The organism is Nocardiopsis coralliicola, from assembly GCF_054779695.1.
Map to the genome: position 1 here is coordinate 69099 of NZ_BAAGXT010000017.1, position 15616 is coordinate 84714.

Sequence of the window (15616 nt, forward strand, 5' to 3'; positions counted from 1 at the left end):
CGGATCAGGGACCCGGGCTCGTGCCGGGGCTCGTGCTCGACACCGGAGGCGAGGAGTACGGTGCGGCCGGGTGGCTCTGGCCGGGATAGCCGTCCGGACCGCCGGGCGGCCGGGTGGGCGACGGTTCCGGCTCGGGCGTCGTCGGTTCCGGCTCCGGTTCCGGCTCAGGCTCCGGGGTGCGAGTGGGCTTGTCCGGCGGCGTCGGCCGCTGGGTGGGGCGCTCGTCGTCGCGGTCCTTGTCCCCGCCGCCGCCCCGGTCGCCCCTGCTGTCCCCGCCGCGTCCGCTCTGGCCGCCCCCGCCTGAGGAGGAGCCGCCCGAACCGGACCCGCCGCTCCCGGAATCCGGGGCGGTGGAGCGCTGGACCTGCGCGGGATCGGGGTCGATGTCGCCGGAGCCGCTCGGCCCCCGCCCCGTGCCGTTCTCCAGTTCCCCGCCGGGCCCTCCGGACGGCGGCGGGTCTCCCGCCTCGACCTGCGAGTCTCCGGGGAGCACCATGCCGGCGACGGCAACGCCGCCGGCGCCGAGTGCGACCAGGGCCACGCCGGCGGCGATGATCCGGTTGCGGGAGCGGCGCCGCTCCATCTGGCGGCGCTCGGTCCTGCTCAGCGGTTCTTCCGTCATGGTGGAACGCAATTCCGTTGGGGAGGGGGGACGGACGAGGGTCCCGCAGAGGACACCCCGGGATGAACTGTAAGGAACAGCGACGCTCCGCAACACCCTGGATCCCACCCGTCAATCTGCGCGAAGGCCGCCATACACGGCGATCCGCAGATCGGGGCCGGTCAACGTGTGACGAAGGCAACGCACCCGGGGTGGCCGAACCTGGACAAGAGGCGAAGGTCCCGATTGAGAGCGTACTCGGCACAATGCGGCGCACCGCACGCCTCCCGTCCTTTTCCGGCCGCACCCCGGCCGAGGGGTGTACACGGTTCAAACAGAGGACGTTTAGCCTGTCACCGGCAGACAGCATCCATTGGGGGGATATCCGACATGGGCTATGACCAGGCAGTCGACGAACAGCCGCGCCTCGCGCCCGGCACCTGGTACATCGACCCGGCGCACTCGTGCATCATCTTCGTCGCGCGCTATCTGCGCTTCGGGCGGGTCCAGGGCACGTTCGGCGACACCTGGGGGATCGTGCGCGTCGCCGAGGACCCGGCCCACTCGGCGGTCGACGTGTCGATCCGCACCGAAAGCCTGTCCACCGGAGTCCAGGCGCGCGACCGGCACCTCCGCTCCCCCGACCTGCTGGACACCGAGGCCTACCCGGAGATGCGGTTCACCAGCACCGCACTGGAGCGTTCCGGCCGCGGGCGGAACGCGTTCCGGATGCACGGCGAGCTCACCCTGCACGGCACGACCCGTCCGGTCGCGCTCGACTGCCGGTGGGGCGGTGAGGCACCGGACCTGCAGAACCCGGACGAGACCCACGGGCACTTCTTCGCGGCCGACACCCAGCTGGCGCTCTCCGACTTCGGCATCACCGACGTCGGCCCCACCCCGTGGGGCGAGCGCATCGTCGGCGAGACGGTCGACGTGGTGCTGGAGGTCCGGCTGCAGAACACCGACCCGACCGCGTGGCTGCGCGAGATCGGACACATCGCCTAGCCGGCGCTCCCGCTAAGCGCCGGCGTCGATCTCGGTCCGGTGCGGCATCGACGTGCTTGCGCCGGGCCGCTGGACCGACAGCGCGGCGGCTGCCGCCGCGAACGCCATGCTCTCGGCCGGGCCGCGCCCCTCGGCGGTGGCGACGGCGAACGCGCCGCAGAAGGTGTCGCCGGCGGCCGTGGTGTCGACCGCGCGGACGGGGTGGGCGGCGGCCCTGACCGGCGCGGCGTGCCGCTCGGCGTAGAGCGAGCCCTCGGCGCCGAGGGTGATGAGCACCGCGGGGACCCGTTCCAGCAGCGCCTGCGCAGCGCGCTCGGGGTCGGCCGCGCCGGTCAGGGCAGCGGCCTCGTGCTGGTTGGGCATGATCAGGTCGACGGCGCCGAGGAGCTCGTCCGGCAGGTCCGCAGCGGGCGCCGGGGTCAGGACGGTGCGCACGCCGCGCTCCCGCCCCTCGCGCGCGGCGGCGAGCACGCCCGCCATGGGAAGCTCCAGCTGGAGCAGGAGCACGTCGCTGCCGTCCAGCAGCCGGCGGTCGGCACCTTCCAGGCCGCCCATCGCGGCGTTCGCGCCGGGGACGATGATGATCGAGTTGTCGCCGCCGCCTTCGACGACGATGTGCGCGATGCCGGAGGGCCCGGCGGCGGTGCGCAGCGCCGAGGTGTCGACTTCGGAGTCGACGAGCGCGCTGCGCAGCTCGACCCCGAAGGCGTCGTCGCCGACGGCGCCGAGGAACGCGACGTCCCCGCCGGCCCGCGCCGCCGCGATCGCCTGGTTCGCGCCCTTGCCCCCGGGCACCTGTGCGAAGCGGGTGCCGTAGACGGTCTCCCCGGCGGCCGGCCGCTCGCCGACGTAGGCGACCAGGTCCATGTTGACGCTGCCGTAGACGGTGATCCGCGGCCGCACCGGGGCGCCCGCTCCTCGCTCAGATTGGCTCACGGCGGCAACCCTATCCAGCGGGGCCCTGCCGCAGCGAGTATCCGGCCCGGAGGCAGGTGCTCCGGGCCGGAGCGGAGCCGGGCCGCTGCCCGCACCGGCGGGCGGGCGGCGCTGGCCGGGTCAGCGAACGGCGCGGTCCGCGGCCAGCTGCGGGTACAGCCGGGCCGGGTCCTCGCCGAGCCGGGCCTTCCACTGGGCCGTGCGGCTGTCCGCCAGCACTTCCAGGGCGCCTGCCTGGACGCCGTCCAGCGCCGCCTTGGCGATCACGGCCGGGTCGGACTTCTCGTCCTCGATGCCGGCCATCATGTCGGTGTCGACGCTCGCCATGGCCAGAGCGGTGACCTGGATGCCGCTGCCGGCGAGCTCGTAGCGGACACCGTTGGTCAGCGCCCAGGCCGCGGCCTTGGAGGCGCCGTAGCTGTTGGAGTGCTCGTAGGCCATCCACGCCATGATCGACAGCGCGTTCAGCACGGCGCCGCCGTTGGCGCGCAGGACCGGCGCGAAGGCGCGCACCATGCGCAGGGGGCCGAAGTAGTTGGTCTCCATCTCCCGCCGGATGTCGTCGGCCGCGCCATCGGTGAGCCGGGCGTAGGTCGACACTCCGGCGTTGTTGATCAGGAGCGTGGTGTCGGCGGCCGCCTCCGCGGCCCGGGCCACGGAGGCGTCGTCGGTGACGTCGAGCTGCAGCGGCACGATGCCCGGGCCGGCGGGAAGCGTCTCCGGCCGGCGTGCGGCCGCATAGATCTTGGTGGCACCCCTGCTGCGCAGCTCGTCGAGGAAGCTGCGGCCGATGCCCCGGTTGGCGCCGGTGACCAGCGCCGTCGAGTTCCGAATGTCCATGCCCGGTACGGTAGGACCTCACGTTGGCGTGAGGGTCAAGGGCAGGAGGGCGCAGTGTGCTGAAGATCGGGGAGCTTGCCCGGCGGGCGGGCGTGAGCGTGCGGGCACTGCGCTACTACGAGGAGCAGGGTCTGCTCAGCCCGGAGCGCACGGCGTCGGGGCAGCGCCGCTACACCGAGGACACCGTGGAGGTGGTCCGCCTGTTCCAGCGGTTCTATGCGGCCGGCCTCAGCAGCCGTTCCATCGCGGTGCTGCTGCCGTGCGTGAACAACGGCCGCACGACGGCGGAGCAGCACCGGATGCTCCGCTCCGAGCGGGACCAGCTCGCGGCCCGCGTCGCGGAGATGGCCGACACCCTCGGCCGGCTCGACCGCCTCATCGCCGCCGCCGGCGAGCGCAGCGCAGCGGCCCGGCCGGGCGTGCCGGCGCCGTAGACCGCGGCACCGGGCCGGGCATCGGGGCCGCCCGGCCGGCGCTGCCAAGAGCCCGGGCGCTGCCGGCCGGGACGCGCGCCAGGCGTGTCCGGTGGGTGGCGTTCACCGCGAGCGGTGTCGGCGGTGCACCCGTCGCACAGCCGACGAAGGAGTCAGGGCGGTTTTCCCTGTCGGCCAAGGAGAACGCAGCGAGGGGCGCGCCAGGGCGCCGCGCAGCAGGACAGGTGTCCACCAAACGCGCCCTAGTCGAGGTCGACGATGACCGGGGCGTGGTCGGAGGCGCCCTTGCCCTTGCGCTCCTCGCGGTCGACGGCGGCGCCGGTGACCCGCCCGGCGAGCTGCGGCGAGCACATCAAGAAGTCGATCCGCATGCCCTTCTTCTTCGGGAAGGACAGGCCCTGGTAGTCCCAGAAGGTGTAGACGCCGGGGCCGGGCGTGTAGGCGCGGGCGACGTCGGTGAAGCCGGCCTCCTCCAGCGCCGCGTAGGCGGACCGCTCGGGCGCGCTGACATGGGTCTTGCCGTCGAAGACCGCCATGTCCCAGACGTCGTCGTCCTGGGGGGCGACGTTGAAGTCGCCGCAGAACGCGACCTGGGCGCCGGAATCGGCGGCGAGCTGGCCGGCGCCGTAGGTCCGCAGCGCCTCCAGCCAGCGGAGCTTGTAGGCGTAGTGCGGGTCGTCGAGCTCGCGGCCGTTGGGCACGTACAGGCTCCACACGCGCACGCCGGCGCACAGGCCGGAGATCGCGCGGGCCTCGACGGCCTCCGGGTCGCCGAAGCCCGGCTGGCCGGGGAACCCGCGCTCGACCCCGTCCAGCCCGACCCGGGAGGCGAGGGCGACGCCGTTCCACTGGTTGAGCCCGAAGTGGGCGACCTCGTAGCCCCGGCCGGTGAAGACCTCGGCGGGGAACTGGTCGTCCCGGCACTTGGTCTCCTGGATCGCGACGACGTCGACGTCGCTGCGGTCCAGCCAGGCTCCGACCCGGTCGGCGCGGGCCCTCATGCTGTTGACGTTCCAGGTAGCGATACGCACGCCCCGAAGGTTAGCGCGCCGGGGCGACAGAGGAGAGCGCGGGAAACGCAGGGCGGGACGGAGCGGCCGTCCTCCGCTCCGTCCCGCCCGCGGGCGGCCGGGCTGCGATGAGCCCGGACGCCTCTGCCCACTTCGACGCAGGTTTCCCCCGATCGGTTCACTCCGTTCACCGGATCCCTGATCCGGCCGGCGGGGCGGTGCCGGCCGGGCCGCCGCGTCGGGTCCCGTCCGCCGGCTGGGGCATCATGGAGGGCCCGGAAGAACAGGAGGGAGCGCCTCTATGCCAGCCCCGACGGCGCCGCACGTCCTGGTGGTCGACGACGAGCCGAACATCCGCGAGCTCGTCCGCGCCGCGCTGCGCTTCCACGGCTTCACGGTGAGTTCGGCCGCAGACGGCGCGAGCGCGCTGCGCCGGGTCGAGGAGGTCCGCCCCGACCTCGTCCTGCTGGACGTGCTCCTGCCCGACATCAGCGGCTTCGAGGTCTGCCGGCAGCTCCGCGGCCGCGGCGACGAGGTCCCGGTCATCTACCTGACTGCGCGCGACGCCCCCACCGACACGGTCACCGGCCTCTCCCTGGGCGGCGACGACTACGTGACCAAGCCGTTCTCGGTCGAGGCGCTCATCGCGCGCATGCGCGCCCTCCTCCGCCGCGCCCGCCGGCCCGCGCCCGAGGGCGCCCTCGCCGGCGGCACCGCGGCGCACGCGGCAGGCGCCGACCGGGAGCGGGACCGGTGGGACACGCTGCGCTACGCCGACCTGGAGATCGACGAGCGGCACTGGACCGTGCACCGGGACGGCGTGCAGGTCGACCTCTCGCCCACCGAGTTCCGGCTGCTCGCCTACATGGCGAACCACGCCGGCGCGGTGGTGCCCCGGGCCCAGCTGGTGGAGAGCGTCTGGGGCGGCGACTACGCCGGGCACACCCAGATCCTGGAGACCTACATCAGCTACCTGCGGCGCAAGCTGGACCCGCTCGGCCCGCCGCTGATCCGCACCCAGCGGGGCGTCGGCTACGCGCTGGTCGCCCCCGACCGGCACTGACCGCCGTGCTCCCCGGCCGGCTCCGCTCCCGCCTGCTCATCGGCCTGCTCGGCGTGACCGCCGCGGGCCTGCTGGTCACCTGTGTCGCCGGCTTCCTGACGCTGCGGTCGTTCATCTCCGACCGGATCGACGACCAGGTGGTGCTCGCCGCCGAGCGCGCCATGTCCCGGCTGGACAACGACACCCCGCCGGTCGGCGTCGAGGCGCCGAGCCCGTCGCCCTACCTGGTGGTGCTGCTCAATCCGCGGACCGGCGAGGTCAACCAGGTCTACGGCGACCTGGAGCGGGACGACATCGTGCTGGAGCGGCTCAACGAGATGCCCGTCCGCGACCTGCAGGACCTCGGACGCTCCCGGGCCATCTTCGACCTGGACGGACGCGACACCGCGGTGCCGCCGTACCGGACCACCGTCCGGCTGCGCACCAACGGCATCATGGTCACCGCGGTCCCCACCAACGAGCGCGAAGAGTACCCGTGGCTCCTGGTGGTCACCCAGCTGGTCACCGCCGCGCTGCTGCTCGGCGGGCTGGCGCTGGCGGGCCGGTGGCTGATCGTGCGCGGCCTGGAGCCGCTGGACCGGATGGCCACCACTGCGGACCGCATCTCCACCGGCTCCGACCTCTCCGCGCGCATGCCGCGGGTGGAGACGCACAGCGAGGTCGGGCGGCTCGCGCGCGCCATCAACACGATGCTCGCCCGGCTGGAGCACGCGTTCCGGGCCCAGCGGGAGTCCGAGGAGCGGGTCCGCGCGTTCGCCGCCGACGCCTCGCACGAACTGCGCACGCCGCTCACCACCATCCTCGGCTACGCGGAGCTGTACCGGCAGGGCGCGGTGCCGCCCGTCGAGGTGGGCGGTGCGATGGGCCGGATCGAGGACGAGGCGCGGCGGATGAGCCGGCTCGTCTCCGAGCTGCTCGAGCTGGCCCGCCTCGACCGCGGCGGCTCGCTCCAGCCGGCGGTCGCCGACCTGGTGCCGGTGGTGCGGGAGATGACCGACGAGGCGCGGTTCCTCGCCACCGACCGCACGGTGCAGCCGCACACGCCGGAGCAGCTGGTCTGCCGGGTCGACGAGGCCCGGTTCCGCCAGGTGCTCGCAAACCTGCTCGCCAACGCCGCCGAGCACACGCCGGAGGGCACTCCGGTGCGGGTCGAGCTGAGAGCCGACGGCCGCGACGCCGTGCTGGCCGTTTCCGACTCGGGCCCCGGCATGAGCTCGGCCGACCTGGAGCGCGCCTTCGACCGCTTCCACCGCGGCCTCCGCTCCCCCGGCGGCGGCGCAGGACTCGGCCTGGCCATCGTCGCGGCCATCGCCGAGGCGCACGGCGGCTCGGCCTCGATCCACTCCTCGCCGCGCACCGGTACCTCCGTCACCGTGCGCCTCCCCGTCGACGGCCCGCCGGCCCCCGAGGCCGAGCCTCCGGCCGGACCGGCTGTCGCCCCCGACGGCTCCCGCCCCGACGGCTGAGGGCGGCGCACCCGTGCGGTTCCGGCCGATCGGCCGGAGCCGGGCCGCAGCGCGGGAGGGCAGGACAGGGCAGGACAGGGCAGGCGGCGGGAGCCGCCGGGGTGCCCTTCCGCCCGCGGTCCCGGCGGGACCGCGGGCGGAAGGGCCCGGCCGTTCAGTCCCCGCCGAGGCGGGCCAGGAGGACGGCCAGCGCAGCCGTGACCCCGGTGCCCAGGGTCGGCTCCATCACCGGGCCGAAGTGCGGCGAGTGGTTGGACGGGACCGGTTCCGCCCCGTTGACCCGCTCTTCCGGCATACCGCCGAAGAACCAGTAGACGCCGGGCACGCCGATCGCGTCCGGGAGGTGGCCGAAGTCTTCGCTGCCCATCTGGGCGGGGCGGTCGGCGACGTTGGCCGCACCGAGCGCGCCGGCCAGCGCCGACCGGACCGCGGCGGTCTCCTCGGGGTCGTTGACCAGCAGCGGGAAGCTGTACAGCTCCTCGATGACGGGCTCGGGCGCGTCCGAGGCCGCGGCCTCGGCGGCGATGACGCGGCGCAGCGCCTCCAGCACCCGCTCGCGCACCTCGGGGTCGAGGCTGCGGACGTTCAGGGTGAACTCGGCCGAGGCCGGGATGATGTTCTCCTTGAGGCCGGCGTGCATGGTCGCGACGGTCACCACCGCGGCCGACTGGGCCGCCACCTCGCGGGACTTGATGCTCTGGATGCGCACCACCATGTGCGCGGCGAGCACGACCGGGTCGATGGTGTCCTCCGGCCGCGACCCGTGCCCGCCGCGGCCGTGCACGGTGACCTTCCAGGCGTCGGCCATTGCCATCGCCGGGCCGGAGGACAGCTCGACTCCGCCGCTGCGCCCCGGCCAGACGTGCTGGCCGTAGACCACCTCGGGGCGCGGCGCGCGGTCCCACAGCCCGTCCTCCACCATCGCCTTGGCACCGGCCGCGGTCTCCTCGCCGGGCTGGAAGAGGAAGACGACCGTGCCCGACCACGCATCGGTGTGCTCGGCGAGCCGGGTGGCGGCGCCGATCGCGCAGGTGATGTGGGTGTCGTGGCCGCAGGCGTGCATCACCGGGACCTCGGTGCCGTCGGGCAGCGTGCCGCGGGCGGTGGAGGCGTAGTCGAGCCCGGTCTCCTCGCCGACGGGCAGGCCGTCGGTGTCGGCGCGGAAGCCCACCACCGGCCCGTCGCCGTTGGCGAGCACCGCGACCACGCCGGTGCCGCCGCTGCGGAACACGGTGCAGCCGAGCGCGCGCATCCGCTCCTCGATGAGCGCCGCGGTCTGCTCCTCCTGCATGGACAGCTCTGGGTTGCGGTGCAGGTGCTGATAGAGCTCGTGCAGCTCCGTGCGCTGCTCGTCGGTGAACTTCGCGACCGCTTCCAGCGTGGTCAAGGCGTCTCCTTGCGTCTCGGCGCGGCCCGCGGGGCGCGGTGCCGCGTGTGGGCAGCCCGTTGCCGCGGCGGGCAGCGGTTCGATTCTGCCCGCCCGCTCCGGCGCGGGCGGGCAGCGGGCTCAGTCCTGCTCTGCGGGTCCTGCCGTGCCGCCGTCGCCGCCGGACCCGGCGACCGCACCGCCGCCGGGCGTGTCCGCCGGTGCCGTGCGGTCGCGCAGGACCCAGGCGATGGCGACGGTGGCGACCACGACGAGGGCGGTCGCGAAGTTGGCGAAGACCTGGCCGAACAGCGGCGCGAGCCCTACCTGGACGGCGATGGCGACGACCAGCGCGATGACGGTGACCCGCGGCTGCTTGGCGTAGGCCGCGAGCTGCACGACGACCGCGCCGATGATCGCCGGGAAGATGTAGTCGCGGGCCGCGGCGATGACCGCCTCGGGCAGCAGCCCGATCAGCCACGTGCCCAGGAACCCCACGAACACCAGCAGCGACGCGATGTGCACGATCGCGGCACCGCTGATCGCCATGACCGCGCCGAACTCCGCACGCCGGGTGCCGGGCTTCGCGCCGATCGCCTGCTGGGCGACGATGGCGGACGGGACCAGTTTGTTCGCGATGTTGCCGATCATGAACGCCTGGTACATCGCCGCGGGCCCGAGCACCGGGTAGTAGGTGAGCGGTTCGATGAACCAGATCAGGCCGTACACCGCGGCGACGGCCAGGAACGCCGTCAGCAGCCCCCAGGAGGAGAACTGCTGGCCGGTGCCGAACACCAGGTAGAGCGGGCCGATGACCGAGGCGGCCAGCCCCATGATCATGGTGATGCGGCCCCAGCGCGAAGTGGTGCGGTCGTAGAGCGCGTAGGCGCGGGCCGCGGGGTCGGTAGCCGTTGTCACGTCGGTCTCCTTCACGCGGCGAGGGCGGAGTGCTGGGCGAAGTAGGCCACCACGAGGCCGGTGATGATCGCGAAGCCCAGTGCCCACTCGCGCAGCCAGGCGAGGTCCAGCTTCCGGGCGAGGACGAGCAGGACGGCCATGACCAGGGCGGACACTCCGACGATGACCGCGTGCAGTGCGCTCTTCGGGAGCTCGGCCACCGCCAGCGACGCGAAGGCGCCGAGCAGTGCGGCCGACGGCACGATCGCCATGAGGGCCGGGTTGACGCGGCGCAGCGTGGCGTCGCCGCGCTTGAGGACCGGGGTGAGGACGAGCGTGGCGACCATCCACATCATCCCGGAGAGCGACATCGCGAACAGCGCGACGGTGAAGACCTCACCGGTCCAGGTGGCGCCGCCGAGCTGGGCGTCCATGGTGCCGGCCGCGAGCTGCGCCGACGCGGTCTCGGTGGCGGCCGAGCCGACGAGGCCGATCCGGACCAGCACCGCCGGGGTGCCGAACAGGGCGAGCAGCGCGATCGCGACGAGGACCACGGCGAGCGAGGGGCCGATCGCGGCGACCGCGCCGGACCGGAAGGAGGCCCGCAGGTCGGCGCGGGTGAATCCGTTGTCGGGCCCGGCGAGGCTGACCGCTCGCATGTAGATGAGGCTCTGGACGCCGATCACGGCGAACACCGCGATCGCGCAGATCCAGAGGACGGGCGAGTTCATGTACTCCATCGCGGCTCCTGGTGGGGGTAGGAGGGGAGGGCGGCGGCCCTCCGCGGCCGGTTGGGCGGGGATCGGCCGCAGGAGTTGCGGTGGTCGGGGATTCGGGGACGGTGCGGCGGCAGATCGGGGCTCGGGGGTGCGGCGGGCAGCAGGGCTGGCCCGTGCAGCTGTCGTGCGGCCGGTACGGTCCGGTGCGTCCGCTCATGCGCGGAAGCAGGTCCGGATACTGCAGATCGAATACTGTCGACGTCCACGCGGCGGGCTTCTGCGCCCGCGTTCGGGAAGTCTAAGCCGCGCTCCATTTCCGCACAATGGACCCAGAGTTACATCCCGTTTCACCTGCCCCACCTGCACCATGGTGCGCAGTCGTGCGCATTTCCGCTCGCGCACCCCGCGCACCGCGCACGGACCGCGGGTATCCCCGCAGCCCGCGGGCGCGAACGGGTGGTGGCGGAGCCCCGGAGATCGCTACCGTAGTACGCATGTACGAAGACGCCTCCGCCCCGCCCCCGTCCGCGCCGCTGCCCCATCCGCGCCGGGACGCGGTGCTGTCCACCGCGCAGGCGCGGCGGATCGCGCTCGCCGCGCAGGGGTTCGCCGACCGGCCGCCCTCGGGCGCGCCGACCCTGCGGCACATCCAGCGGGTCGTGGACCGGGTGGGCGTGGTGCAGATCGACAGCGTGAACGTCTTCTCGCGCAGCCACTACATGCCGTTCTTCGCCCGGCTCGGCGGCTACGACCGGGCGCTCCTGGACCGCGCCGCCACGGCGCGCGGCGGGCGGCTCGTCGAGTACTGGGCGCACGAGGCGAGCTTCGTCCCGCCGGAGACGCACCGGCTGCTGCGCTGGCGGATGGAGCGGGCGCGCAGCGAGGCGTGGAGCCGGATGCGCACCGTCGCTGAGGAGCACCCCGGGCTGGTGGACGCGGTCCGCGGGGAGGTAGAGCGGTCGGGCCCGGCCACCGCCCGCACCGTCGAGGCGGCGCTGGAGCACGACGCGCCGCGCCCGACCGGCCACTGGGGCTGGAACTGGTCGGTGGTCAAGACCGCGCTGGAGTACCTGTTCTGGGCCGGGGACATCACCGCGAACGGCCGCACGGCCCAGTTCGAGCGGCTCTACGACCTGCCCGCCCGCGCCCTTCCGGAGCGGGTGCACGCAGCGCCGGACCCCGACCCGGAGGATGCCCGCCGCGCGCTGGTGGCCATCGCGGCGCGGGCGCTGGGCGTCGCCACCGAGCGGGACCTGCGCGACTACTTCCGGCTGCGCCCGGCCGAATCGCGGCGCGCGGTGGCCGACCTCGCCGATGCGGGCACTCTGGTACCGGTGTCGGTGCAGGGCCGGCCGGGGCCGTCGTACCTGCACGCCGACGCGCGCATCCCGCGGGCGGTGGCGGCCCGGGCGCTGCTGACCCCGTTCGATTCGCTGGTGTGGGAGCGGGACCGCACCGAGGCGCTGTTCGGCTTCCGCTACCGGCTGGAGATCTACGTGCCGCGCGCCAAACGGGTGCACGGCTACTATGTGCTGCCGTTCCTGCTGGGCGACCGGCTGGTCGCCCGGGTCGACCTCAAGGCCGACCGCGCGGCCGGGAAGCTGCTGGTCCGCCGCACCACCGTGGAGGAGTCCGCGCCGCCGGAGACACCCGCGGAGCTGCATGCGGCGCTGTCCGAGGCCGCGGTCTGGCTCGGCTTGGACGAGACGCCCGTCTACGAGGGATAGCCGGGCCCCGGGCTGCCGCCTCCGACTGCGCCGCGGCCCGGAGCCCCGCCGGGTCAGACGCGTTCGATGATGGTCACGTTGGCCTGTCCCCCGCCCTCGCACATGGTCTGCAGGCCGTAGCGGCCGCCGGAGCGGCGGAGCTCGTGCACGAGCTTGGTCATCAGTACCGCGCCGGTGGCGCCGAGCGGGTGGCCGAGCGCGATGGCGCCGCCGTTGGGGTTGACCGCGGCGGGATCGGCGCCGAGCTCGTCGGTCCAGGCCATCGGGACCGGCGCGAACGCCTCGTTGATCTCGGTGACGTCGATGTCGCCGATGGACAGCCCGGACTTCTCCAGCGCGGTCCGGGTGGCCGGGATGGGCGCGGTGAGCATGTAGACCGGGTCGTCGCCGAGGAGCGAGAGCTGCACGATGCGGGCGAGCGGGGTGAGGTTGTGCTTCTTCACCGCCGCCTCGGAGGCGATGAGCACGGCGCCGGCGCCGACCGAGATCTGGCTGGCGACTGCGGCGGTGAGCGCCCAGCCGTCGCGCAGCGGCTTGAGCTCGGCCAGCTTCTCCTTGGTGGACTCCGGCCGGATGCCCTCGTCCCGGGCCACGCCGGCCAGCGGCGCGATCTCGTCGTCGAACCGGCCGGCCTGCTGCGCGGCGGCGGCGCGGCGGTGGCTCTCCAGCGCGAACTCTTCGAGGTCGTCGCGCTTGTAGCCCCACTTCTCCACCATCAGCTGGGCGCCGCGGAACTGCGAGATCTCCTGCATGCCGTACCGCTCGAGCCAGCCCTCCCCGTACAGCGGGAGGCCCTCGTCGATGGCGAACTTGACGTTGGAGCCCATCGGCACCATGCCCATATTCTCCACGCCGGAAGCGACGACGAGGTCCTGGGTGCCGCTCAGCACGCCCTGTGCGGCGAAGTGGATCGCCTGCTGGGAGGAGCCGCACTGCCGGTCGATGGTGACGCCGGCGACCGTCTCCGGCAGGCCGGCCGAGAGCCAGGCGGTGCGGGCCAGGTCCAGCGCCTGCGGGCCGACCTGGCTGACGCAGCCCATGATGTTGTCCTCCACCGCGGCGGGGTCGACGCCGGTGCGCTGCACCAGCTCGGCGAGGACGTGGGCGCCCAGGTCGGCGGGGTGGACGCCGGCGAGGGCGCCCTTCTTCGTCCCGACGGGGGTGCGGACGGCCCCGACGATGAATGCCTCAGCCATGTGTCCTCCAGGGGGAGCGGCGTTGTGCGGTCGTTAACCGAATCCTATTCGGTTTGCCTCCCGGCGACACCGGCGGGTTCGCGCCCCCGCTCCCCGGTGCCGCCGGCACCGGCTGCACTGGCTGCGCTGGCTGCGCTGGCGCGCCGGAGCGCTCAGAGGCGCCGCTCGTCGCCGCCCTCGCGGACCAGGACGGCATCGGCCTCGTCGCCGAGGATCTCGTGGGCCAGCGCGGTCAGCCGGGCGTTGAGCTCGGGGTGGGTGCGCGGCGAGAAGTCCTGCAGCAGCACCCGCAGCGTCGCCTCCTGGGCGTCGAACAGGCGCCGCGCCGCGTCCCGGCCGGCGGGGGTGAGCACCTCGGCGCCGCCGTCGGCGGCGCCCAGCAGGCCGGCCCGCCGGAGCTCGGTGCAGACCGATTCGGCCTTGTCCGCGGGGCAGTGCGCGAGTTGGGCGAGGTCGGGGGCGCTGATCGGCCCGGTGACGGCGAGGTGGGTGAGCAGCCAGCTCGCCGCCGCCGACAGGTCCAGTCCGGCTTCCCGGGCCAGGCGCCCGTAGCCGTGCCGCGGTCCTTCAGCGCCGCACTCCCGGTAGACCAGCCGCTCCACCTGCTCCATCGCCGCGCGGTCCTCCCGGACCGGTGCCACCGCCGTGGCGAGGTCGTCGGCGCCGACGCTGGTGCGCAGCGGGATCTGCTTGAGGAACAGGGCGAGCACGAACGCGAGGACGGCGAGCGGGACCGCGGAGAGGAAGACGGTGTCGACGGCGCCGGCGTAGGCGGCGAGGAACCGATCCTGGATCTGGGCGGGCAGCTGGGCGAGCTGACCGGGGTCGTTCTGCAGCTGCGACGCGTCGACGTCCGGCGGCAGGCTGACCCCGCGGAGCTGCTCCGCGACGTTGGAGCTGAGCGTCGCGGCGAACACCGCGCCGAAGGCGGAGGTGCCGATGGCGCCCCCGATGGAGCGGAAGAACGTCGCGGCCGAGGTGGCGGCGCCCAGGTCGGAGTAGTCGGCGGCGTTCTGCACGGCGACCACGATGACCTGCATGGTCAGGCCCAGCCCCGAACCGAGCAGGAAGAGCGAGAGGCCCAGCTCCCAGTAGGCGGCTTCGGCGCCCAGCCGGGAGAGCAGGAACAGGGCGAGGGCCACCAGCGCGGTGCCCGCGATCGGGTAGATCCGGTAGTGCCCGGTGCGGGTGAGGAGCTGGCCGCTGGTGATGGAGAAGACCAGCATGCCGCCCACCATCGGCAGCATGTGCATCCCGGACGCGGTCGGCGAGTACCCGTGCACCACCTGCAGGAAGAGCGGCACGTAGGACATCGAGCCCATCATCGCGAAGCCGACGGCGAAGCTGACCAGGCAGCCGATGACGATGATCGAGCGGTGGAACAGGGTCAGCGGCAGCACCGGGTCGGCCGCGCGGCGGGCGCTCCACCACCAGGCGGCGGCCAGCGCGAGGGTCGCCGCGATCAGGCCGAGGATCTGCGGCGACAGCCAGGGGTAGGCGGTACCGCCGGCCGCGGTCACCAGGACGGCGCCGACGGAGGCGCCGGCGAGCAGCAGGATGCCGGCGTAGTCGATGCTGGTCCGCGCCTCGCCGGTCCGCTCGGGCAGGGCGATCACGAGGGCGATGAGCGCCAGGACGCCGAGCGGCAGGTTCACCCAGAAGACCCACCGCCAGGACAGGTCGTCGACGATGAAGCCGCCGATGAGCGGTCCGGCGACACTGGCCAGGCCGAACACGGCCCCGAAGAGCCCCATGAAGGAGCCGCGGCGGCGCGGCGAGACGACGTCGCCGATGGCGGCCTGGGCGAGCACGATGAGCCCGCCGCCGCCCAGGCCCTGCACCGCGCGGTAGAGCACGAGGCGGGTGAAGTCCTGCGCGATGCCGCACAGGGCCGAGCCGATGAGGAACACCACCAGGCAGGCGAGCAGCACCCACTTGCGGCCGAACTGGTCGCCGAGTTTGCCCCAGAGCGGCGTCCCCGCGGTGACGGCCAGCAGGTAGGAGGTGACCACCCAGGAGATGTGGCTCAGCCCGCCCAGCTCGGACACGATGCGCGGCAGCGCGGTGGCGACCACGGTCTGGTTGAGGGCCGCGACGAGCACGGTGAGCATCAGGGCGGAGATGACGATGCCGAGCCGGGCGCCGTGCTCCTCGTCCGGGTTCCGCCGGGCGCGCTCGGGCTCCGCGGTGTCCGCGGCGGCACCGGCCGCATCAGCGGCGCCTGCGGCACCGGCGGCACCGGCGGCACCGGCGGCGCCGGCGGCCCCGGCCCCGCTCGGCGCACCGCCTCCGCCGCCCTTGCGGTGCCGGCCGTGCCCACCGCCCCGGGCGCGGCCGCTCCGGCCATCGGCGC

General features: G+C 74.1%; 14 protein-coding genes. 5 read left to right on the top strand and 9 right to left on the bottom strand.

Translation table 11 applies throughout. From position 1 onward, the window contains the following. Positions 1–4: 4 nt before the first annotated feature. Positions 5–622, bottom strand: a complete 618-nt coding sequence (locus tag ACYVGT_RS14435) for a hypothetical protein (protein ID WP_460858271.1) — start codon at positions 620–622, stop codon at positions 5–7. Positions 623–991: 369 nt separating this feature from the next. On the opposite strand from ACYVGT_RS14435, the gene ACYVGT_RS14440 reads away from it, so the two are divergent. Continuing rightward, positions 992–1609, top strand: coding sequence for a YceI family protein (locus tag ACYVGT_RS14440; RefSeq protein ID WP_460858273.1), 618 nt, complete (start codon positions 992–994; stop codon positions 1607–1609). Positions 1610–1621: 12 nt separating this feature from the next. On the opposite strand, the gene ACYVGT_RS14445 is transcribed toward ACYVGT_RS14440, so the two are convergent. Together ACYVGT_RS14445 and ACYVGT_RS14450 are read right to left on the bottom strand one after the other, a co-directional pair. Beyond that, positions 1622–2512, bottom strand: coding sequence for a ribokinase (locus ACYVGT_RS14445; protein ID WP_460858343.1), 891 nt, complete (start codon positions 2510–2512; stop codon positions 1622–1624). 153 nt (positions 2513–2665) lie between these two features. Then, a complete protein-coding gene (locus ACYVGT_RS14450) occupies positions 2666–3385 on the bottom strand; it encodes an SDR family oxidoreductase (RefSeq protein ID WP_460858275.1) in 720 nt (239 codons plus the stop codon). Positions 3386–3441: 56 nt separating this feature from the next. Between ACYVGT_RS14450 and ACYVGT_RS14455 the strand changes: the two genes are divergently transcribed. Next, entirely contained in the window at positions 3442–3819 is a 378-nt protein-coding gene (locus ACYVGT_RS14455; protein ID WP_460858277.1) for a MerR family transcriptional regulator, read from the top strand. Positions 3820–4061: 242 nt separating this feature from the next. On the opposite strand, the gene ACYVGT_RS14460 is transcribed toward ACYVGT_RS14455, so the two are convergent. After that, on the bottom strand, positions 4062–4850 hold the full coding sequence (locus ACYVGT_RS14460; protein WP_460858279.1) for an exodeoxyribonuclease III: 789 nt from the start codon (positions 4848–4850) through the stop codon (positions 4062–4064). Positions 4851–5130: 280 nt separating this feature from the next. Here ACYVGT_RS14460 and ACYVGT_RS14465 point away from each other — a divergent pair, with 280 nt between their 5' ends. Together ACYVGT_RS14465 and ACYVGT_RS14470 are read left to right on the top strand one after the other, a co-directional pair. After that, positions 5131–5892, top strand: a complete 762-nt coding sequence (locus ACYVGT_RS14465) for a response regulator transcription factor (RefSeq protein ID WP_460858281.1) — start codon at positions 5131–5133, stop codon at positions 5890–5892. 5 nt (positions 5893–5897) lie between these two features. Continuing rightward, complete coding sequence (locus tag ACYVGT_RS14470) at positions 5898–7358, top strand: sensor histidine kinase (RefSeq protein WP_460858283.1); 1461 nt, start codon at positions 5898–5900, stop codon at positions 7356–7358. Between the two features lie 154 nt (positions 7359–7512). On the opposite strand, the gene ACYVGT_RS14475 is transcribed toward ACYVGT_RS14470, so the two are convergent. The 3 genes from ACYVGT_RS14475 to ACYVGT_RS14485 form a co-directional block, all read right to left on the bottom strand. Further along, the gene (locus tag ACYVGT_RS14475) at positions 7513–8745 is read right to left on the bottom strand and encodes an amidohydrolase (protein WP_460858285.1); all 1233 of its coding nucleotides are present in this window, start codon (positions 8743–8745) and stop codon (positions 7513–7515) included. 120 nt (positions 8746–8865) lie between these two features. Then, a complete protein-coding gene (locus ACYVGT_RS14480; protein WP_460858287.1) occupies positions 8866–9642 on the bottom strand; it encodes a hypothetical protein in 777 nt (258 codons plus the stop codon). 11 nt (positions 9643–9653) lie between these two features. Beyond that, entirely contained in the window at positions 9654–10361 is a 708-nt protein-coding gene (locus ACYVGT_RS14485; RefSeq protein WP_460858289.1) for a DUF5058 family protein, read from the bottom strand. Between the two features lie 473 nt (positions 10362–10834). Here ACYVGT_RS14485 and ACYVGT_RS14490 point away from each other — a divergent pair, with 473 nt between their 5' ends. Next, on the top strand, positions 10835–12067 hold the full coding sequence (locus tag ACYVGT_RS14490; RefSeq protein WP_460858291.1) for a winged helix-turn-helix domain-containing protein: 1233 nt from the start codon (positions 10835–10837) through the stop codon (positions 12065–12067). Positions 12068–12120: 53 nt separating this feature from the next. Here the strand turns inward: ACYVGT_RS14490 and ACYVGT_RS14495 are convergent, their stop codons facing one another. Beyond that, positions 12121–13263 carry an acetyl-CoA C-acetyltransferase gene (locus ACYVGT_RS14495; protein WP_460858293.1) on the bottom strand — a complete coding sequence of 381 codons (1143 nt, stop codon included), beginning with the start codon at positions 13261–13263 and terminating at the stop codon, positions 12121–12123. Between the two features lie 152 nt (positions 13264–13415). Then, positions 13416–15392 (bottom strand): MDR family MFS transporter, encoded by a 1977-nt coding sequence (locus ACYVGT_RS14500; RefSeq protein ID WP_460858346.1) that lies wholly within the window; start codon positions 15390–15392, stop codon positions 13416–13418. Positions 15393–15616: the final 224 nt, after the last annotated feature.

Bases quoted from the DNA above. Each gene is read 5' to 3' on its own strand.
- ACYVGT_RS14495 (WP_460858293.1), bottom strand. From the start codon at position 13,263: ATGGCTGAGGCATTCATCGTCGGGGCCGTCCGCACCCCCGTCGGGACG.
- ACYVGT_RS14440 (WP_460858273.1), top strand. From the start codon at position 992: ATGGGCTATGACCAGGCAGTCGACGAACAGCCGCGCCTCGCGCCCGGC.
- ACYVGT_RS14450 (WP_460858275.1), bottom strand. From the start codon at position 3,385: ATGGACATTCGGAACTCGACGGCGCTGGTCACCGGCGCCAACCGGGGC.
- ACYVGT_RS14435 (WP_460858271.1), bottom strand. From the start codon at position 622: ATGACGGAAGAACCGCTGAGCAGGACCGAGCGCCGCCAGATGGAGCGG.
- ACYVGT_RS14485 (WP_460858289.1), bottom strand. From the start codon at position 10,361: ATGGAGTACATGAACTCGCCCGTCCTCTGGATCTGCGCGATCGCGGTG.
- ACYVGT_RS14465 (WP_460858281.1), top strand. From the start codon at position 5,131: ATGCCAGCCCCGACGGCGCCGCACGTCCTGGTGGTCGACGACGAGCCG.
- ACYVGT_RS14490 (WP_460858291.1), top strand. From the start codon at position 10,835: ATGTACGAAGACGCCTCCGCCCCGCCCCCGTCCGCGCCGCTGCCCCAT.